We start from the raw sequence: 18,443 nt of genomic DNA on the forward strand, positions 1-18,443 counted from the left end.
TTGATAGATGGAACGGGCGGGAGACCGAGCCGGCTCACGGCGTCAAGCGCCAAGGACCCAACGGCTTCCCGCCCACCCTATCCTGACAGACTTCCAAGACACAGGGACCCATAACCACAGGGCGCGGTTTGGTGTCCGGTATTAGCCTCGTCGTGCTGCGGAGAAATCACGCGGTATGGGTCCCGGCGTTCGCCGGGACGACGGCGGAATTAGCGGAGGGCTTGTTTGCCTTCCTCTGACTCCGGCTTCTTCTCGCCCTTCGCCTCGTTCCACAACGCGTCCATCTCTTCCAGCGATGCGTCCTCCAGCGAACGTCCTTGCGCGGCGAGTGCCCGCTCGATATAGGCAAAGCGCCGCTCGAATTTCGCGTTCGTCGCGCGCAGCGCGGATTCCGGATCGGCGTCGATATGGCGGGCGAGGTTGACGAGCGCGAACATGAGGTCGCCGGTCTCTTCCACCAGCTCTTGCTTGTCGTTGCGGTCGAGCGCAGCCTCGATCTCGTCAGCTTCCTCGCGGATTTTTGCCAGCACCGCGCGCGGATCGTTCCAGTCGAAGCCGACGGTGGAGGCCTTGCGCTGGAGTTCCAGGGCGCGCGTCAGCGCCGGCTGGCCGGCCTTCACGCCCGACAGCAGAGATGTGTGTGAGGTCGTTTCCTCCCGCGGCCGGCGCGCGGCGCGCTCGGCTTTCTCCTCGGCCTTGATGCGGTCCCAGACTTCCTTGACGTGGGAAGAGGCGAGATTGCCGTCCTTGTCGGCGAAGACATGGGGATGGCGCCGGATCATCTTGCGGGTGATAGCCTCGACGACGTCGCCGAAGGCGAAGGCGTTCTGCTCTTCAGCCATCTGGGCGTGGAACACGACCTGCAGCAGGAGATCGCCGAGCTCCTCGCGAAGATCGTCGAGATCGCCGCGGCTGATGGCCTCGACCACCTCATAGGCCTCCTCGATCGTGTAGGGCGCGATCGTCGCGAAATCCTGCTCGAGGTCCCAGGGGCAGCCGGTCGCCGGCGTGCGCAGCGCCGCCATGATCTCGATCAGGCGGGAAATGTCGCGGGAAGGGGTCATTGCGGGGGCGTCTCCTGACTCTCAAGCCTTATGCCAAAAGTGGCCCGCCGTTCCCAGCGGGACGCGGTGGAACGGGCCGATTTCCACCGATTGGCGGGCTCGCCCAGCAGTGCTAAAGCGCGGGCCATGAGCGACGCATTTTCATCCGAAACCGCGCTGGTGCTGTTCTCCGGCGGCCAGGATTCCACCACCTGCCTTGCCTGGGCACTGGGCCGCTTCGCGCGCGTGGAGACGCTGGGTTTTGAATACGGCCAGCGCCACGCCATCGAGCTTGCCTGCCGCGACCGCTTGTTCGACGGCATCAAGGGCCTCCGCGCGGACTGGGCTTCCAGGCTCGGCGAGAGCCATACGCTGTCGATCCCGACGCTGGCGGCCGTGTCCGAGACTGCGCTGACGCGCGATGTTGCGATTGCGATGGGCGCCGACGGACTGCCGAACACCTTCGTGCCGGGCCGCAATCTGGTGTTCCTGACCTTTGCCGCAGCGCTGGCCTACCGGCGCGGCATCGCCCACATCGTCGGCGGCATGTGCGAGACCGACTATTCCGGCTATCCCGATTGCCGCAATGATACCATCCGCGCCATGCAGGCCGCGCTGTCGCTCGGCATGGCCAGGAAATTCGAGCTGCATACCCCTCTGATGTGGATCGACAAGGCCGCGACCTGGCAGCTCGCACATGACCTCGGCGGCGACGGGCTGGTCGACCTCATCCGCGAGCAGTCGCACACCTGCTATCTCGGTGAACGCGGCGCGCAGCACGACTGGGGCTATGGCTGCGGGGAGTGCCCGGCGTGCAGTTTGCGGGCGAAGGGGTGGCGGGAGTTCGTGGCGGCACGCTGACGCCACACACTCGGTGTCATCACCCGCGAAAGCGGGTGATCCAGTATTCCAGAGACTGTGCTTGAGCCGAGAGGCCGCGGCGTACTGGGTCGCCCGGTCAAGCCGGGCGATGACGTGTGGAGAGGATGTGCGCTCCGTCAACGCCGTCATTGCGAGCGCAGCGAAGCAATCCAGACTGCCGCCGCGGAGAGATTCTGGATTGCTTCGCTGCGCTCGCAATGACGAGCTCACGTGAGCTACCGGAAATCCTCCGGCCTAAGCTCGATCGGCTTGCCGTGCGGGGTGCGATCCGCCGCGTGGTCCCAGGCGTCGCGGTAGCGATGCAGTGTCTCCGTCGATGCGACGCCCTTGCGCGCCACCAGTCCCTCCAGCGTGGCGAGCCAGTGCAGATAGTAGGTCTCGCCTGTATCGGGATCGCCGGCAGCCTGCGCGCGCTTGATCTCGTCGGCGAGCGCTGCGGCCCATTCCGGCCAGGTGAACACGCCGCGCTCGTGCAGCGTCAGCGCCATGGCGAACGCGTGCGCCTCCCAGGGCGCGCGGAACACCGGGCCGTCATCATCGCGCGGAATGCTCGGAATGGCCGCCGTCGCGGCGGCAGCAAGCGTGCCGCTCATCACGCCGGGTCCAGATACGGCTCGAACGCGTCGATCGAGACTTTTGAGGTCGGATCGCCGTCCGCGCCCCAGAGGTCGCTGCCTTCGAACACCACCGTGTAGAGCCATTGCGGATTCTCGCCGAGCTCCATCGCCGCCGAATCCGGAAACACATGGCAGCCGTGGTTCAGCTCGACAATGCCGACATGGCCGCGCACATAGCGCGGCAACCGTGTGTGCGTCGCCGGATGAATGTTCTTCGCACGCACGCGGTCGCCGATCTTGAACTTGGCGGGCGCCGGGGCGGGGCGGGCGAACTTGCCGCGCACCATGACGCGCTCGACGTTGGCGAGGTCGAACTTGCCGTGCTTGAGCGCCTTTGCAGGCTGCATCGCGTGGCCGGCGGCAACCTCCTCTCGGGTGAGGTAGCCCTTCTCGATCAGCATCTCCTCGAGTCCGAGGAACCATTTCTTGTAATAGGAGCTCGACAGATAAACGTGCGGAGGGAGCGTCTCCCGGTAGAAGCGCGAGGTGTCGATGTTGTAGGCGCCGGCGGCGCCCATGGCACGTACCATCGCCAGAACGCGCGCTTCCCAGTCCGCATGGAACATCGGCTCGTTCGGCTCGGGCTCGACCTTGCCGAACCCGTCCATGCCGCCCATGTCGTGCACGCCGTTCATGACGGCGCTCCCGGCTTCCTCGGAAATCCGGTGCCGATCATGGAGTCGCGGGTGACGAGCTCGGCGAGCTGCTCCTCGCTCCAGCCTTCGGTGCCTTCGGGTCGCATCGGCAGCACCAGGAAACGCGTCTCGGCTGTGGAGTCCCACACCCGGATTTCCATGTCCTTCGGCAGCGTGACGTCGAAATCGGCGAGCACGCCGCGCGGGTCCTTCACCGCGCGCGAGCGGTAGGGCGAGGCCTTGTACCAGACCGGCGGCAGCCCCAGCATTTCCCAGGGGTAGCAGGAGCACAGCGTGCACACGACCATGTTGTGACGCTGCGGCGTGTTTTCGACCACGACGAGATGGTCGCCGACGCGGCTGACATGGCCGAGCGTGCCGATGGCCTTCGAGCCGTCTTCGAGCAGCGCCTTCCTGAAGGTCGGATCGGTCCAGGCCTTGGCGACGACGCGGGCGCCGTTATGCGGGCCGATCTTGGTCTCATAGACCTGGATGATGGCATCGAGCGCGGCCGGCTCGACATAGCCTTTTTCGGTCAGGATCGTCTCGAGCGCGCGCACCCGCAGCTCGGTCTCGGACAGCTCCGAATGATCGTGATCGTGGTGATGATGGTGGTCGTGATCGTGGCTCATGAGGCGAAGGATAGGCGCAATGGTCCCTGCCTGTCGAGTATGCGTTGGGGCGCAACCGGGTCCCATGTTCGTGAGGCCGGATGTAAGCTAGCATCCCCGCAAAGCAGACTGGGAGACCACTGGTGACGAACTTCGTGAAGATCGAGAAAGGCCTTGGGCCCGAGGGGCGGATTGCGGTGGTGCGATTCGACCGCGGCGACGGCATCAATGCGCTGTCGCCGGAGGCGCTGCGCCAGCTCACCGCGGCCGCGCGCAGCTTCGAGGACGATGCCGCGACCTCCGTCGTGGTGCTGACAGGAAGCGTCGATACGTTCAGCGCCGGATTCGACCTCAAGGATGCCGAAGGGCGTTCGCGCAAAGACATGGACCTCGGCACGCTGCGGCGGCATCTCAAGCTCGGCCCGCGCCTCACCCATGCCTGGCAGGAGATGGAGCAGATCACGATCGCGGCGATTGAAGGCTTCTGCATCGGCGGCGGCGTCGCGCTGGCGGTGGCGCTCGACTTCCGCGTGATGGGCAGCGATGCGCATCTGCGCGTGCCCGAGATCGGGCTCGGCATGAACATGAGCTGGCAGAGCATCCCGCGCATGTTGCACCTGATCGGGCCGGCCCGCACCAAGCAGGCGGTGATCCTGGCCGATCAGCGCATCAGCGCGGATGAAGCCTACGAATGGGGCATGGTCGAGCAGGTCGTCGATCCCGGCAAGGCCTTCGATGCCGCGATGGAGCTCGCCCGCAAGGTCGCCGCACAGCCGCCGCTCTCGGTTGCCATGACAAAGCTGACTGTCAACCGGCTCGCGCATACGCTGGACGATCTCGCCAGCCACATGGACGTCGACCAGTTCGCATTGGCAAGTCTCAGCGAGGATCACAAGGAGGGCGTGGAGGCGTTCCTGTCCCGCCGCAAGCCACGCTTCAAGGGGCGGTAGCACTAGGATCAGGCCATTGATCGCGTCGCGGACAATTCGTATAGGCCGCGCAAGGACAAAAGCAGCCGGGCCAACGGGCTGCATGATGCGGCGACAATCGAGGGGGAGGGTCCATGACGGCTAGTTCGCAGGTGCCTGGGGCGAAAGGGTTTCGCTGGAGACTGATCGCGCCGCTCGTGGTGTGGCTGGCGATCTATCTGTGGCCGGTGCCGACAGGACTGAACGTCAACCAGTGGCACTATTTTGCCGTGTTCGCGGCTGTTATCACCGGCCTCATTCTGGAATCGATGCCGGTCGGCGCGGTCGGCCTGATCGGGCTCACGGTCGCCGGCGTCGGCGGCTATATTGACCCTGATCCCAACAAGTCGCTGCGCTGGATGCTGGCGGGCTTCGCCGAGAGCACGGTGTGGCTGATCGTCGGCGCCTTCGTGTTCTCGATCGGCTATCGCAAGAGCCAGCTTGGCCGGCGCATCGCGCTGGTGCTGGTAAAGCGCCTCGGCCGCAACACGCTTGGCCTTGGCTATGCGGTCGCGATGGCGGACTTCCTGCTCGCGCCGGCGACGCCGTCCAACACCGCGCGCAGCGGCGGCATCGTCTATCCCATCATCAGCAACATCCCGCGCATCTACGGCTCCGAGCCGGGACCGACCGCCGGCAAGATCGGCACCTATGTAATGTGGACGGCGTTCGCGGCGACTGCGGTCACCAGTTCGCTGTTCTTCACGGCGCTCGCGCCCAACGCGGCGGCGCTGGCGATCGCCAAGAAGACGGTTGGGGTGGAGGTGAGCTGGGGCCAATGGTTCATCGGTTTTGCGCCGCTCGGCATTCTCCTGATGCTGCTGGTGCCCTTGCTCAGCTATCTCGCGTGCCGGCCGGAGGTGAAGCGCAGCCCGGAAATCTCCGAATGGGCGGCGAAGGAACTCGGGGAAATGGGCCCGATGTCGCGCAACGAGTGGATCATGCTGGCGCTGATCCTGCTCGCGATGTTCCTGTGGATCGCAGGATCGAGCCCGGACATCCACGTGCCGGTTCTCGGCTCGAACTTCGTCAACGCGACCACTGTCGTCTTCATCGTGATCTCGCTGATGCTGGTCACCGGCGTGATCGAGTTTGCCGACATCGTCGGCGAGAAGAGCGCCTGGGAGGTGTTCTTCTATTTCACCTCGCTGCTGACGCTGGCCTCGGGCCTCAACGAGATCGGCTTCATCAAATGGTTCGCGAACGAATACGCCAAGCCGCTCGCGGGGCTGTCGCCGTCGACCGCGATGATCCTGCTGGTCGCGCTGTTCTTCTGGATCCACTATTTCTTCTCGAGCATCACCTCGCACGCGGCCGCTGTGCTGCCGGTGGTGCTCGCGGTCGGATCGGGCATCGACGGCCTGCCGGTGACGACGCTCGCCATGCTCTGCATGTATTCGCTCGGCCTGATGGGCGTCATCTCGCCTTATGCGACGGGACCCGCGCCGATGTATTTCGGCAGCGGCTATATCGGGAAGGGCCAGTTCTGGGGCTTTGGCCTGATCTTCGGGCTGCTCTATTTCGCAGGACTCCTGCTGATCGTGCTGCCCTGGCTGCAGCTTCGATGAGCCCGACCGGAGGCTGATACCCCCGGCAGACGAATTTTCTCCTCCGGGGAGAGTTTTGGGAAACTTCATCCAACTCCCCGCAAATATCTGAAATTGCAAGAAAGACCTGAAGGGGCGATGGTGCGTGCTGCAGTGCAGCGCGCTTCACCCGGGCGCTCGGCCGCTGCTTTTCTCCCCGTCGCTCGATGCGACCTGGCTGCCGTAGGCCCTGAGGGCATGCGGGCAAGCGAACTATTGTGCATGAAGGCAGCCTCCATGAACGCCCACCAATCGCTCGCGCTTCGACAGCCGATCGAAACGCTCGAAGCGATTTCACCTGCCGCGACTGATGCGGACGCGATGGTCCGCTTCGACGGAATCTCGAAGACCTATCCGGCCTATCGCGGCAAACCCGGCGTCAACGCGCTGCAAAACATCGACTTCGTAATTCCGCGCGGCTCCATCACCGGGGTGATCGGTCGCTCCGGCGCCGGCAAGTCGAGCCTCGTCCGGCTCATCAACGGGCTGGAGAAGCCGACCACCGGACGCGTGATCGTCGATAACAGCGACATCTCGGCGCTGGCCGGCCGCGAGTTGCGGCTGGCGCAGCGCTCGATTGGCATGATTTTCCAGCACTTCAACCTGCTGTCGTCGCGCACCGCGGCCGACAACATCGCGCTGCCGCTCGAGATCGCCGGCTGGACCAAGGCCGAAATCAAGGCCCGCGTCACTGAGCTCCTCGCGCTGGTCGGCATCGCCGACAAGCACGACCGCTATCCGTCGGAGCTCTCCGGCGGCCAGAAGCAGCGCGTCGGCATCGCCCGGGCGCTGGCGACGCGTCCGAGCGTGCTGCTGTCGGACGAGGCGACGTCCGCGCTCGATCCGCAGACCACGCGCGCGATCCTCGACCTGCTCGCGAACATCAATCGCGAGCTCGGGGTGACCATCGTGCTCATCACCCACGAAATGTCGGTGGTGCGCCAGCTGGCGAAGGAAGTCGTCGTGCTCGATGCCGGCCATGTCGTCGAAAGCGGCCATGTCGCCGATATCTTCACCCATCCCAGGCATCCGATCACGCAGTCCTTCCTGGCCGAGGTGATCGGCGACAGCTTGCCGGTCTCGCTGGCAAGCCGGATCGTGCCGGAGCCGGTCGAGGGCGGCCTCGCCGTCATCCGCGTCCAGGTACGCGGTGCTGGGGCCGGCGACACGCTGGTGGCCCGGCTCGCACGCGAGCTCGGCCTTGACGTCTCGCTGCTGTCGGCACGCATCGACGAGATCGGTGGCCAGCATGTGGGATCGCTGACCCTCGGTATTCCCGGGGGCGGGGGCGCAGCGACGCGGACGCTCGCCTGGCTCTCTCAATGTCAATTCTCGGCGGAGCGTCTCGGCTATGTCGCCTGAACTCATCAACCTGATCATCCAGGCCACCGGCGAAAGCCTGTTCATGGTCGGGGTAGCAGCGCTGCTCGGTACCGCCTTCGGCCTGCCGATCGGTGTCTTCCTTGCGACCAGCCGGAAAGGGGAGCTGTTCGCGGCGCCCGCCGTCAACGGCGCGCTCGGCATCATCGTCAATGCCACGCGCTCCACGCCCTTCATCATCCTGGTCGTCGCCATCATCCCGTTCACGCGCCTCGTCGCCGGCACCTCGATCGGCTCGACGGCAGCAATCGTGCCGCTGACGATCGCATCGACACCGTTCATCGCGCGCCTCGTTGAAGCTGCGATCCGCGAGGTCGATGGCGGCCTGATCGAAACCGCGTCCTCGTTCGGCGCCTCGCCGATCCAGATCGTGTTCAAGGTGCTGATCCCAGAGGCGCTGCCCGGCCTCCTGCTGGCCCTGACGCTCGCGGTGGTCAGCCTGCTCGGCTACTCCGCCATGGTCGGCGCCGTCGGAGGCGGGGGGTCTCGGCGATCTCGGCATCCGCTACGGCTACCAGCGCTTCATGCCCGACATGATGCTGGCCGTCGTCGTCGTGCTGATCGCGCTGGTGCAGCTCGTTCAGAGCGCGGGCGATTATCTGGCGCGCCGGGTCAACCGACGGCTGCGCAATCGCTGATACACATTTGCTGAAACTGGAGAGACTGATGCGTTTTCTGGCAACCCTTGCGGCTGCAGCCTTGCTGCTCGCGAATTCGGCCGAGGCCGACACCATCCGCGTCGGCGTGACCGCAGGCCCACATGCCGAGATCATGGACGTCGTGAAGAAGGTCGGCGCCGAGCGCGGCCTCGATATCAAGGTGGTCGAGTTCACCGATTACGTGATCCCGAACCAGGCGCTGGCGCTGAAGGATCTGGAGGCGAACTCGTTCCAGCACGAGCCCTACCTGAAGAACCAGATTTCCAAGACCGGCTGGAAGATCGTCAAGGTCGCGAACACGATCGGCTCGCCGCAGGGCGTCTATTCGCTGAAGTACAAGAAGCTCGCCGACCTGCCTGAGGGGGCCCGCGTCGCCATCGCCAACGACCCCTCCAACGGCGCGCGCGGCCTGATGATCCTGGCGCTGCACGGCGTGATCAAGCTGAAGGATCCGAACAACGTCGCCTCGACCGTCGCCGACATCACCGACAACCCGAAGAAGCTCCGCTTCGTCGAGCTCGACGCCGCCCAGCTTCCGCGGTCGCTCCAGGACGTCGACGTCGTCTCGATCAACAACAATTACGCCGTCCAGGCCGGCCTCAATCCGGCTGTCGATGCGATCGCCCGCGAAGACGCCGACGGTCCCTGGGTCAACATCCTCGCCGTCCGCGAGGAGGACAAAGACAAGCCCTGGGTGAAGCAGCTGATCGAGGTCTATCACTCCGATCCGGTGAAGGCGTTCCTGGAGACGCGCTTCAAGGGCACCTACCTGCCGACCTGGTGAGAGCAGAGGAGGCGCGCGTCAGGCAGCTAACCTGGCGCGCCGCAGCGTCTCGGAGGGCAGCTCGGAGAAGTGGCGCTTGTAGTCGAGCGAGAACTGGCTGAAGTGCCAGAAGCCGTGCTGCACGGCGACGTCGTAGACGGATGTCCCGGCATCGCGGGAGCGTTTCAGGTCGCGCCGCACGACATTCAGCCGCATCGCGCGCCAGTAGTGCATCGGGCTCGTCCCCAGGACCTCCTGGAAGCAATAGCCGAGCTTGCGCGGGCTGGCGCCGACAGCCTTGCAGACCTCCAGCAGCGACAGCGCGCGATCGCCGGTGCCGTGCATCAGCTCGCGGGCGCGGTCGACGGTGCGCTTGCGCGCGGCAGAGCTGCGGCCGGGATCGCTCGGGCGCGCCGTCGGCAGCATGTCCATGATCTCGACGAGGAGGGCGTGTTCCAGCGCCTGCCGAGCGGCCGGATCGTCGAGACGTTCGGGCACAGCCGTGATGGTCTCGTGGATGGCAGCAAGATGAGCGCGCAGCCGGGCAACGGGTGCTTCCGCCATTTCGATCACCCGCAACTGGTGCCAGACGCTGCGCGGCAGCTCGATGTCGAGGTTGGCGGCCAATTCCTCGATCAGCGCCGCACTGGTAACTACGCCACGAAACTCGAACGCCTTCGGCGTGCACATGTCGACTTCGGCATCGATGCAGGCGATGACCTTGGCTCCCGCAGCGCTAGCGCCGTTGCAATTGACCTCACCTTCGCCGTGCCAGGGCAGGCCGATGCCAAAACTGCCGGCACCCAACTGGCCGTATTGGCGCACCTGCTGGCTGGTGATCTCGCGGAACACTTCGAGCCGGGGCAGCGAGAGCTGCGTGAAACTGCCCCGGAAGGCGCCGGCGCTGATCTGGTCGTAGCTGAGCCGCCAGCGGCCGAGCGCGGCGCAGTGCTCATCGACATCCGTGCTGGTCGCCTGGAGCAGGTTTGCCGGCGAATTCAGAGTCGGAAGAGTTGCGCTTAAGGCCATGACAGCACGTCAGAATCTGTAAGCAGAACAGCCAGCAAGAACCACGCCAGACTGGCACGGCCCGTGCCCGTGTCCAGCAAAATATTGCGGGATCTCGATAACGCGCGGTGACACCGAGGTGCAGACTTCCTCCGGTACAGGCCCGACATATCTGTCGCGACAGCCTTGCGGAGGAACGACATGCGACCGACCGATATCATGCGCGGCAGCCCGGCCGCGCCCGAGGCCCAGGTGACCCGCGCCAACTGGCGCACTTTTCCCGCTATCCGCTGGGGCTTCACCCACACCCGCGAGGTGCTGCCGACCGCGGAGGTGCGCCGCTCGGCCCATCCGACGCCGATGCCAAGCGCGCCGCGCGAGCTGACAAGGCTTGGCTTCACCACTCCCGACGGCAAGCCGACGACGATCGAGGCCACGCTGCGAGAGACTTTCGCCGATGCGCTCCTCGTCATGCACAAGGGCACGCTGATCCACGAATGGTACGGCGACGGCATGAGCGTGACCACGCCGCACCTGATCTGCTCGATCAGCAAGTCGATCGCCGGCACGCTCGGCGGCGTCTTGGCCGGGCGAGGGCTGCTCGATCCGGAGGCGAGGGTGGTGCGCTACGTGCCTGAGCTGGAGACCTCTGTCTACGGCACCTGCACCGTCCGCAACGTCCTCGACATGGCGGTCGCGATCAACTTCGAGGAAGACTACGAGGACCCTGCCGGCGACGTCGCGCGCTATCGCTTCTCCTCGGGCTGGGACGTGCCGCCGCCGGGCGTCGAGCCCGGACACCAGCGGGCCTATCTCACGACCCTGCGCGGCACCGGCAAGCCGCACGGCAAGGTGTTCCACTACGTCTCGACCAACACGGAAGTGCTCGGCTGGGTCTATGAGCGCGCCTGCGGCATGCCATACCCGCGCATCCTCTCCGAATATCTCTGGCAGCCGATGGGCGCCGAGGAAGATGGCTCCCTCACGCTCGACAGCCACGGCATGGGCCGAATCGCCGGCGGTCTCTCGGTCACCGCACGCGACCTCCTGCGCTTCGGTGAGATGATCCGCTGCCGAGGCGTGGTCGAGGGACGGCAGGTGGTGCCGGGCTGGTGGATCGACGACATCCACGAGAACGGCGATCCCAAGGCGTGGGCCGATGGCGACCTTGCCGAGTTCTTCCCGGGCGCACGTTATCGCAGCAAATGGTTCACGATCGATCCGTCACGCAACGCTCTCACCGGAATCGGCATTCACGGCCAGTTGCTCCACGTCGACCCGGACTCGGACACCGTCATCGTCAAGCTCGCGACGCAGCCGAAGGCGATGGACGTTCCGATCGACCTCAGCTGGCTCGCCGGCTTCCGCGCCATCACCGCGCATCTTGCTCCGCGCTAACGCCAGGAGATCATTATGCTCGACACCGTCAAAGCGAAATCGCCGACGCGGACCGCGATGCCACACCCGCTCGATCCGCTGACGGCGGAAGAGATTACAGCCGCCTGCACCCTGGTGCGTGCGACGGCGACCTCGCCGGAAAACTGCCGCTTCCCGACGGTGCGGCTTGAAGAGCCGACCAAGCAGGAGCTGGCTGCCTATGGGGCAGGGCTGCCGCGCCGCGCCTTCGTGCTGACGCTGGACGTGACGTCGGGCGAGGCGATCGAGCACGTCGTCGATCTTGGCCGCAGCGAGATCGTGACGCGCAAGATCGTGCCGAACCGCGAGGCGCCCTACGGGCAGCCGTCGGTCATGTTCGAAGAATTCTTCAAGTGCGAGGCCGTGGTCAAAGCCGATCCCGGCTGGCGCGCGGCGATGCACCGGCGCGGGCTCACCGACAAGGACATCGAGCTGGTTCAGGTCGATCCGTTTTCCTCGGGCTTCTTCGACAAGGAGTTCGAGCGCGGCGCACGCATCGTGCGCGCCGTCAGCTATTTCCGCGAACACCTCCAGGACAACGGCTATGCCCATCCGATCGAGGGCGTGGTGGCCGTGGTGGATCTGATCGGCGGCAAGGTCATCGACCTCACGGACCAAGACCCGATCGTGCCGATCCCGCGGAAGAAACGGAACTACGGCGCACACGAAGTCACGAGCCCGCGTACCGACATCAAGCCGCTGCATATCGAGCAGCCCGAGGGTGCGAGCTTTCGCGTGGATGGCTGGAAGGTCGACTGGCAGAAGTGGAGCTTCCGCGTCGGCTTCACGCCGCGCGAAGGCCTGGTGCTGCATCAGCTCAGCTACCAGGACGACGAGCGCAAGCGGTCGCTGATCCATCGCGCCAGCATCACCGAGATGGTGGTGCCTTACGCCGACCCAACCGCCAACCACTTCTGGAAGTCGGCGTTCGACGCCGGCGAATATGGCCTCGGCATGCTCGCGAACGCCCTCGAGCTCGGCTGCGACTGCCTCGGCAACATCCACTATTTCGACGTGTCGGCCGCCGACAACAAGGGCGAGCCCTTCGTCATGCGGAACGCTATCTGCATGCATGAAGAAGACTACGGAATTGCCTGGAAACACTACGAATTCCGTAACGGCCTGTTCGAGGTCCGCCGCTCGCGGCGTCTCGTCATCTCCTTCTTCGCGACCGTCGGCAATTACGACTATGGCTTCTACTGGTATCTGTACCAGGATGGCACGATCCAGTTAGAGACCAAACTCACCGGCATCATCCAGACCGCAGCCGTGCAGCCCGGCGAAAGATACAAATGGGGCGGCATGGTCGACGACAATCTGGGCGGGCCGACGCACCAGCACTTCTTCAACGTGCGCCTGCACATGAACATCGACGGCGGCGGCAATACGGTCACCGAGCACGACTTCGTGCCGCGGCCCTGGGGCCACGATAATCCCCATGGCAACGTATTCGACACCACCACACGCGTTTTGTCGCGCGAGCGCGATGCGGCGGCGATCGCCAATGGCGAGACCGGCCGGTTCTGGAAGATCAGCAATCCCAACGAGACCAATTCGGTCGGCAATGCTCCGGCATACAAGCTCGTCGTCAACCCGAGCCCGTTGATGCTGGCCCAGGAGGGCAGCTACGTCCGCAAACGCGGCGGCTTTGCCACCAAGCACGTCTGGGTCACCGCGTTCGATCCTGCGGAGAAATACGCCAGCGGCGACTATCCCAACGTCCATGCCGGCGGCGATGGCCTGCCGCGTTACGCTGCGCAGAACCGCAACATCGAGAATGCCGACATCGTGGTCTGGCACTCCTTCGGCCACACCCATGTCTGCAAGCCCGAGGACTTCCCGATCATGCCGGTCGAATATGCCGGCTTCATGCTGAAGCCGACCGGTTTCTTCGCGGCCAATGCCGCCGGCGACATTCCACCGGACCGCAACAGCCGCAGCGTGCTTGCGGGCGAGGAGGGGGCCGGCCGCGGCTCGTGCTGCCACAAGAGCTAGGCGCGCCAACGGCAACGTTGACGCGCCGGGCCGTCGCTACGCCGTCGGCGGGTAATACAAAAACTCGATCATCAGGCACCCGTCGCGGGTGAAGAACGGCCCGTGCTCGACATGGGCGGGCCTCACGGCGTAGGTGCCGGCCTCCAGCCGCCACGTTTCCTGTGTCGTCGAGCCGATGGAAAGCGTGCCCGAAACCAGAAAGACTTCCTCACACCAATCGTGCGAGACTGCGTGGTCCACCGACGCACCGGCGGCCCAGCGCGACAAGCGGGTCACGGCGCCCGTTCGCGTCGGATGATCAAAGCGGCCAGACAGGATCTTTTCCTCAACCCCGACATAGCCAGGGACAGCCCGCCATCCATCATCGGCAAGCGCGTTGAAAAACTCCCTGTGGTCCTTCATGAACCGACCAAAGCCGGGCTCCGTCATGCAATCATCTCCCGAACTAATCCTGACTCGGGTCAAGCTTACCGCAGGCCGACGGCGTTTCCCACCCGATCCGATCAGAGGGAATAGTGCCTCGGCCTTCGAGAATGAACCTTCCAGCGAGCCGGCAGCACGAAGACCGGGAGACGGCTCTCAACCGGTGCAATCATGATGAAGTGGCTCGCCCTGTTCTGTTTGTTCGTGTTCCCCGCCAACGCGAAGGCGGCCTCGCCTGAGCGGCAATATCTCGACCTGCGTGACCGCTACATCGCAGAATTCCCTAAAGCCGCGGAAAACGACGAGACGACCAAGCAGCACGACGCGGCGCTTAGGAAGTTGGCAGGCGTGCTGCGCGGCCTGTTAGGGCCGGTCACGATCAAGGGGTTGCCGGCCGACGGCCAGTCGAACGTCGACACGCTCTTCAGGGGTGATATCGGCTTCGGCCATCTCGACGGGCTTGGCTTCGCCTCCGAAGGCGACAAGACGCAAGCCGTGGTGACCACGACCGGCTTGCTCAAGCACTGGCTTGCCGAGCATCGCGACGACGGCATGCCGCAGGAGGTCGGTGCCGCGTTCAGGTCGGACCGTTTCTACTATTATGCCATCCAGGATGCAGCCTTCGCCAAATATGCCGAGCTGCCGATCGCAAAGCCTGCGACCGCAAGCGTCGCGGTCGCTGTGCTCGGCGTGCGCGGCAACGGCGGTCTGAAGGCGCCGCCGCATGAAATCGACGTTGTCGTTGTCCAGGGCGAGAAGGTCTACTTCCTCGCCACAACCGACGCCGTGAAGACGGCTGAAATCCCAGCCTGCGAAAAAGTCTGGAAGCAGATGATGGCCAAACCGGTCAACAAGAAGACCCCGCAGGACACCATGGCCCGCGAAGACCAGGCGATGGACGCATATACAAAATGTTTCGCCAGGGAAGCGCCAAGCCAGAGCTGGTTCGCAGCAGCCGTCAAGAAGGCACAAAGCCAGCTTGAGCTGCTGACGCTGCGCTAGTGCGCACCGCCGCCAAAGCTATTGATCGTTCAAGAGATCGTCCCAAATTCTCTTGCTCGCGTTCTGATAGTCTGCAATCGCCTGCGCAAGCTCCCGAAGCTGCGGGCCCTTCAAGATTTCGGAAGGCAAGAGCGGGTCACGCATGACGTGACTGATAAGCTCGCGGCCAACCAGGAGAGATTCGCGAGCCGCGGCTTCGGGACGTAGCTCCAGCAAGCGCCGCTGGCCGTCCTTTGCGCGCGCCAGAAGCTTTTCGTAATTTCGCCGCAGGACAGGGATGTTCCATAGCCCCAGAATCTCAGCCGTTTGTTGCTGGCAGAAGTCTCCGGCAACGAACAATTCGGCGCCCTTGGCGAGACCGAGCTCGCTCAGTTGGACACGCAACGATGCGGCACCTCCTGCCAAATTGTTCGGCCGAAGATAAAGACCTTGCTTCCACTTCTGGAGGCCGCGCAACAACAAGGCGCGCCGATGCCTGCGCAAACTGGTCTTGTCCGAGCGGTCCGTTGTACCATCGTGGACAACGATCCAATCCCCACGCCAGGGAACTATCCACGCAACGCGCTCGCGCCAGTTTTCAATTTCGAGCTGCAGGCGATTGCCTTGGGTGTTGAGAGAATATGAGGCGCGATCATGCTTCTCGATTTTCTCCTGCTGAGCCAGGCGCGTAAGCGCCACCCGTATTGTGGCGTCGCTGAATCCCATGATCGCCCCTGCGCGACACAACTCCTGCGCCGACCTCCGCCGATGGGACGTGGCGGCGAGCATATCAAGGACCAGGATGGCGGCGCTCGGCATTTTCGATGTCATTCGGAATGATATGCCGCACTTGACAGTCACAGCGCAATATTACATCGTTTAATCCAAGTAGACAAAATGTGAAATGGAGCTGAGATGCAGGGACGAAGCGCGGTCCGGATCGAGCGGGAAGGCGCCATCACCACGATCATCATGGATCGGCCCGATCGCAGGAACGCGGTCGATGGTCCGATGGCCTCAGAGCTTCGAAAAGCCTTTCGAGAATTTGAGGCGGACGACAGTCAAAAGGTCGCCGTCCTCTGGGGGGAGCACGGAGTCTTCTGCGCGGGAGCCGACTTGACGGCCGTAAATGATCCCGCTCGCACACACGAATTGGACATGGACGGCGGAGGGGATGGCCCAATGGGGCCGTCACGTATGAACCTTTCAAAGCCGCTGATTGCAGCAGTGGCAGGTTACGCTGTCGCTGGAGGGCTTGAACTATCGCTCCTGGCGGACATGCGCGTGGCGGAGGAAGGCGCGACCTTCGGCGTGTTCTGCCGCCGATGGGGAGTGCCTCTGATCGACGGGGGAACGGTGAGATTGCCGCGCATCATCGGAATGGGCCGAGCACTTGACATGATTCTGACGGGCCGTCCCGTGGGGGCGCAGGAAGCTCTCGCCATGGGGTTAGCCAACCGGGTGGTGCCGAACGGGCAGTCTCGGCCTGCCGCGGAGCAGTTGGCGCGAGAGATCGCCTCATTTCCACAGGAATGCATGAAAGCCGATCGCCGCTCGGCATACATGCAGTGGGACCTTTCGTTGGCCGATGCAATTCGCCAGGAGGGCCGCTGGGGTGCGCCGATCGTCGCGCTTGAGGGTAAAGCGGGCGCCAAACGGTTTGAAAACGGGGCGGGCCGCCATGGCCAGTTCGGCGAGTAAAGGACTAAGCATGTCTTACAGCGGAGCAACTTATCTCGAGCTCATTGAACGCGGCGCGCGTCAGAATGCCGACCGCATTGCTGTCGTTTTTGGTGATGAACAGCAGACATTCGCTGAAGTGAACGCGCGCGCCAATCAATTCGCGCACGCTTTCGCATCGTTAGGTGCGAACCCGCGTACACGCGTCGCTCTGCTCGTCAACAACAGCCTCCCGAGCATCCCGCTGGATTTCGGTTGCGTGAAGGCGGGCGTTAACCGTGTGCCGTTGAATTCGCGCCTGTCCGCTCAAGAGCACGTACGGTTGCTCCAGGATTCGCAATGCTCGGTCTTGATATTCGGTCCTGATCTGGTTGAGCGAGCAACGGAAATCAGTGCAGCTCTTCCGGACTTGCGCTGCCTTGGACTCGGTACCGAAATCGCAAAGGGGGGAGACTTTCTCTCGGTTGCCGAACAGCAACGAACCGAAGCTCCGCAAACCGCCGTTGAACCACATGACATCGTTCTGACGCTCTATACGTCTGGCACTACGGGCGTTCTAAAGGCGGCGCAACACACGCAGGCGTCGTACGCAGGAATCTGTAGAAACGTTCTCCTGAATCTGTTTCCGGTCCTGCCGACAGATTCGATGCTTCACGCCGCTTCCATGATCCATGCCAGCGGCACCTTCGTTCTTCCATTCTGGCTGCGAGGCGCAAAAACGGTCGTTCTCCCCGGCTTTGCGCCCGCCGCCTTCTTGGAGGCGATCGAACGGCACCGTGTTACTGCAGTCAATCTCGTCCCAACGATGCTGCAGATGTTGCTCGAATCTCCTGATCTCGAGAACCGGGATCTTTCCTCTATCGAGCGTATCATCTACGGCGCGTCCCCGATGCCTCGCTCGGTCATCGATCGCGCGATCGCCAAGTTTGGGCAGGGTCGTTTCTGGCAGTATTACGGTCAGACTGAAGCGCCGCTATGTCTTACGGTGCTGCGACCCGAAGATCATCACGGGAATCTGCTCGGCGCCTGCGGTCGCCCCGCGCTGGATGTTGAAATCCGTCTTGTCGATGAACAGGGCAGGGATGTACGGCCCGGCGAGCCGGGCGAAATTGTCGTCCGTGGGCCGATGACCGTGGCTGGATATTTCAATGCGCCTTCATTGACGTCGGAGACGTTCCGCGAAGATGGTTGGGTTCACACCAGAGACGTTGGTGTCTTCGACGAAGGAGGTTTTTTGCATCTCCGCGACCGCACGTCAGACATGATCATCTCGGGTGGATACAACGTTTATCCCCGGGAAGTCGAAGACGCCTTGCTGGCGCATCCCGCCGTGCTTGAATGTGCCGTTGTCGGCGCGCCCGACGAAAAATGGGTCGAAGCAGTCACGGCATTCGTCATTCTACGGCCGGGCCAGGCCGCACAGGAGTCTGAGCTCATCGCTTTCGCAAGTTCGAAAATCGCTTCCTACAAGAAGCCACGTCGGATCGTCTTCACACAGGACATCCCAAAGACCGCTGTAGGCAAGCTGGACCGCAAGGTTCTGCGGAACCGGTTAAAGCCGACGCCCGGTTCCTAAGAACCTGCGTCATCGCGATTCACGACAGCGCGCGGCCGCCGAGATTCCATCCGCGGCCGCCCTCGCCAAAGATCTCGTGGCCTGTTGGCGTCACGACAACCGTGTCCTCGAGCTTGATGAAGCCGCGCCTGGGGTGCTTCATCGTGGTCTCGATCGACACCACCATGCCGGGCTCGAGCGGCGAACCACGGGGCGTCGGTGTCGTCGTAGGGAACCGGAC

Annotated in this window: 18 protein-coding genes and 1 pseudogene; 11 read left to right on the forward strand and 8 right to left on the reverse strand. The window is 63.9% G+C overall.

Going from position 1 to position 18,443, the window contains the following annotated elements:
• Positions 1–209: 209 nt before the first annotated feature.
• A complete protein-coding gene (mazG, locus tag AC629_RS18675; protein ID WP_084806498.1) occupies positions 210–1,064 on the reverse strand; it encodes a nucleoside triphosphate pyrophosphohydrolase in 855 nt (284 codons plus the stop codon).
• 126 nt (positions 1,065–1,190) lie between these two features.
• Here mazG and queC point away from each other — a divergent pair, with 126 nt between their 5' ends.
• A complete protein-coding gene (gene queC, locus AC629_RS18680; RefSeq protein ID WP_084806499.1) occupies positions 1,191–1,904 on the forward strand; it encodes a 7-cyano-7-deazaguanine synthase QueC in 714 nt (237 codons plus the stop codon).
• A 236-nt stretch (positions 1,905–2,140) separates the two neighbouring features.
• On the opposite strand, the gene AC629_RS18685 is transcribed toward queC, so the two are convergent.
• From AC629_RS18685 to nthA, 3 genes are read right to left on the reverse strand one after another with little or no spacing between them, the layout of a single operon-like run.
• On the reverse strand, positions 2,141–2,518 hold the full coding sequence (locus AC629_RS18685; protein WP_084806500.1) for a nitrile hydratase accessory protein: 378 nt from the start codon (positions 2,516–2,518) through the stop codon (positions 2,141–2,143).
• Positions 2,518–3,177 carry a nitrile hydratase subunit beta gene (gene nthB, locus AC629_RS18690; RefSeq protein WP_084806501.1) on the reverse strand — a complete coding sequence of 220 codons (660 nt, stop codon included), beginning with the start codon at positions 3,175–3,177 and terminating at the stop codon, positions 2,518–2,520. Before nthB ends, AC629_RS18685 begins: the two co-directional genes overlap by 1 nt.
• Positions 3,174–3,809: a nitrile hydratase subunit alpha gene (gene nthA / locus AC629_RS18695; protein WP_084806502.1), complete on the reverse strand. Its 636-nt coding sequence runs from the start codon at positions 3,807–3,809 to the stop codon at positions 3,174–3,176. The genes nthB and nthA overlap by 4 nt, the downstream gene beginning before the upstream one ends.
• A gap of 122 nt (positions 3,810–3,931) precedes the next feature.
• On the opposite strand from nthA, the gene AC629_RS18700 reads away from it, so the two are divergent.
• The 5 genes and pseudogenes from AC629_RS18700 to AC629_RS18720 all read left to right on the forward strand — a co-directional run bounded on the left by AC629_RS18700 (position 3,932) and on the right by AC629_RS18720 (position 9,165).
• On the forward strand, positions 3,932–4,738 hold the full coding sequence (locus tag AC629_RS18700; RefSeq protein ID WP_084806503.1) for an enoyl-CoA hydratase/isomerase family protein: 807 nt from the start codon (positions 3,932–3,934) through the stop codon (positions 4,736–4,738).
• Positions 4,739–4,851: 113 nt separating this feature from the next.
• Positions 4,852–6,324: a DASS family sodium-coupled anion symporter gene (locus AC629_RS18705; RefSeq protein WP_084806504.1), complete on the forward strand. Its 1,473-nt coding sequence runs from the start codon at positions 4,852–4,854 to the stop codon at positions 6,322–6,324.
• A 240-nt stretch (positions 6,325–6,564) separates the two neighbouring features.
• A complete protein-coding gene (locus tag AC629_RS18710; protein ID WP_210419066.1) occupies positions 6,565–7,704 on the forward strand; it encodes a methionine ABC transporter ATP-binding protein in 1,140 nt (379 codons plus the stop codon).
• A pseudogene (locus tag AC629_RS18715) lies at positions 7,694–8,360 on the forward strand (methionine ABC transporter permease). Before AC629_RS18710 ends, AC629_RS18715 begins: the two are co-directional and overlap by 11 nt.
• A 28-nt stretch (positions 8,361–8,388) precedes the next feature.
• Positions 8,389–9,165 (forward strand): MetQ/NlpA family ABC transporter substrate-binding protein, encoded by a 777-nt coding sequence (locus AC629_RS18720; protein WP_084806505.1) that lies wholly within the window; start codon positions 8,389–8,391, stop codon positions 9,163–9,165.
• A gap of 18 nt (positions 9,166–9,183) precedes the next feature.
• Here the strand turns inward: AC629_RS18720 and AC629_RS18725 are convergent, their stop codons facing one another.
• A complete protein-coding gene (locus AC629_RS18725; RefSeq protein WP_084806506.1) occupies positions 9,184–10,173 on the reverse strand; it encodes a helix-turn-helix domain-containing protein in 990 nt (329 codons plus the stop codon).
• Positions 10,174–10,353: 180 nt separating this feature from the next.
• Between AC629_RS18725 and AC629_RS18730 the strand changes: the two genes are divergently transcribed.
• Positions 10,354–11,550: a serine hydrolase domain-containing protein gene (locus AC629_RS18730; RefSeq protein ID WP_084806507.1), complete on the forward strand. Its 1,197-nt coding sequence runs from the start codon at positions 10,354–10,356 to the stop codon at positions 11,548–11,550.
• A gap of 15 nt (positions 11,551–11,565) precedes the next feature.
• The gene (locus tag AC629_RS18735; protein ID WP_084806508.1) at positions 11,566–13,563 is read left to right on the forward strand and encodes a primary-amine oxidase; all 1,998 of its coding nucleotides are present in this window, start codon (positions 11,566–11,568) and stop codon (positions 13,561–13,563) included.
• A 36-nt stretch (positions 13,564–13,599) separates the two neighbouring features.
• Here AC629_RS18735 and AC629_RS18740 read toward each other — a convergent pair whose 3' ends face one another.
• A complete protein-coding gene (locus tag AC629_RS18740; protein ID WP_084806509.1) occupies positions 13,600–13,992 on the reverse strand; it encodes a cupin domain-containing protein in 393 nt (130 codons plus the stop codon).
• A 168-nt stretch (positions 13,993–14,160) separates the two neighbouring features.
• Here AC629_RS18740 and AC629_RS18745 point away from each other — a divergent pair, with 168 nt between their 5' ends.
• Entirely contained in the window at positions 14,161–14,988 is an 828-nt protein-coding gene (locus tag AC629_RS18745) for a hypothetical protein (RefSeq protein WP_084806514.1), read from the forward strand.
• 18 nt (positions 14,989–15,006) lie between these two features.
• Here the strand turns inward: AC629_RS18745 and AC629_RS18750 are convergent, their stop codons facing one another.
• On the reverse strand, positions 15,007–15,786 hold the full coding sequence (locus AC629_RS18750; RefSeq protein WP_084806510.1) for a hypothetical protein: 780 nt from the start codon (positions 15,784–15,786) through the stop codon (positions 15,007–15,009).
• Positions 15,787–15,882: 96 nt separating this feature from the next.
• Here AC629_RS18750 and AC629_RS18755 point away from each other — a divergent pair, with 96 nt between their 5' ends.
• Together AC629_RS18755 and AC629_RS18760 are read left to right on the forward strand one after the other, a co-directional pair.
• Positions 15,883–16,668: a crotonase/enoyl-CoA hydratase family protein gene (locus tag AC629_RS18755; protein ID WP_084806511.1), complete on the forward strand. Its 786-nt coding sequence runs from the start codon at positions 15,883–15,885 to the stop codon at positions 16,666–16,668.
• 10 nt (positions 16,669–16,678) lie between these two features.
• A complete protein-coding gene (locus tag AC629_RS18760; RefSeq protein WP_143199244.1) occupies positions 16,679–18,223 on the forward strand; it encodes a class I adenylate-forming enzyme family protein in 1,545 nt (514 codons plus the stop codon).
• A gap of 19 nt (positions 18,224–18,242) precedes the next feature.
• Here the strand turns inward: AC629_RS18760 and AC629_RS18765 are convergent.
• Positions 18,243–18,443, reverse strand: a 201-nt coding sequence (locus tag AC629_RS18765; protein ID WP_143199245.1) for a M24 family metallopeptidase, incomplete at its 5' end; no start/stop codon positions are given.

It is taken from the genome of Bradyrhizobium sp. NAS80.1, assembly GCF_001908205.1.
Classification (GTDB): domain Bacteria; phylum Pseudomonadota; class Alphaproteobacteria; order Rhizobiales; family Xanthobacteraceae; genus Bradyrhizobium.

Excerpts from the sequence above, each read along its gene's own strand:
- mazG (WP_084806498.1), bottom strand. The coding sequence starts at position 1,064 with ATGACCCCTTCCCGCGACATTTCCCGCCTGATCGAGATCATGGCGGCG.
- queC (WP_084806499.1), top strand. The coding sequence starts at position 1,191 with ATGAGCGACGCATTTTCATCCGAAACCGCGCTGGTGCTGTTCTCCGGC.
- AC629_RS18685 (WP_084806500.1), bottom strand. The coding sequence starts at position 2,518 with ATGAGCGGCACGCTTGCTGCCGCCGCGACGGCGGCCATTCCGAGCATT.
- nthB (WP_084806501.1), bottom strand. The coding sequence starts at position 3,177 with ATGAACGGCGTGCACGACATGGGCGGCATGGACGGGTTCGGCAAGGTC.
- nthA (WP_084806502.1), bottom strand. The coding sequence starts at position 3,809 with ATGAGCCACGATCACGACCACCATCATCACCACGATCACGATCATTCG.
- AC629_RS18705 (WP_084806504.1), top strand. The coding sequence starts at position 4,852 with ATGACGGCTAGTTCGCAGGTGCCTGGGGCGAAAGGGTTTCGCTGGAGA.
- AC629_RS18710 (WP_210419066.1), top strand. The coding sequence starts at position 6,565 with ATGAAGGCAGCCTCCATGAACGCCCACCAATCGCTCGCGCTTCGACAG.
- AC629_RS18720 (WP_084806505.1), top strand. The coding sequence starts at position 8,389 with ATGCGTTTTCTGGCAACCCTTGCGGCTGCAGCCTTGCTGCTCGCGAAT.
- AC629_RS18725 (WP_084806506.1), bottom strand. The coding sequence starts at position 10,173 with ATGGCCTTAAGCGCAACTCTTCCGACTCTGAATTCGCCGGCAAACCTG.
- AC629_RS18730 (WP_084806507.1), top strand. The coding sequence starts at position 10,354 with ATGCGACCGACCGATATCATGCGCGGCAGCCCGGCCGCGCCCGAGGCC.
- AC629_RS18735 (WP_084806508.1), top strand. The coding sequence starts at position 11,566 with ATGCTCGACACCGTCAAAGCGAAATCGCCGACGCGGACCGCGATGCCA.
- AC629_RS18740 (WP_084806509.1), bottom strand. The coding sequence starts at position 13,992 with ATGACGGAGCCCGGCTTTGGTCGGTTCATGAAGGACCACAGGGAGTTT.
- AC629_RS18745 (WP_084806514.1), top strand. The coding sequence starts at position 14,161 with ATGAAGTGGCTCGCCCTGTTCTGTTTGTTCGTGTTCCCCGCCAACGCG.
- AC629_RS18750 (WP_084806510.1), bottom strand. The coding sequence starts at position 15,786 with ATGCCGAGCGCCGCCATCCTGGTCCTTGATATGCTCGCCGCCACGTCC.
- AC629_RS18755 (WP_084806511.1), top strand. The coding sequence starts at position 15,883 with ATGCAGGGACGAAGCGCGGTCCGGATCGAGCGGGAAGGCGCCATCACC.
- AC629_RS18760 (WP_143199244.1), top strand. The coding sequence starts at position 16,679 with ATGTCTTACAGCGGAGCAACTTATCTCGAGCTCATTGAACGCGGCGCG.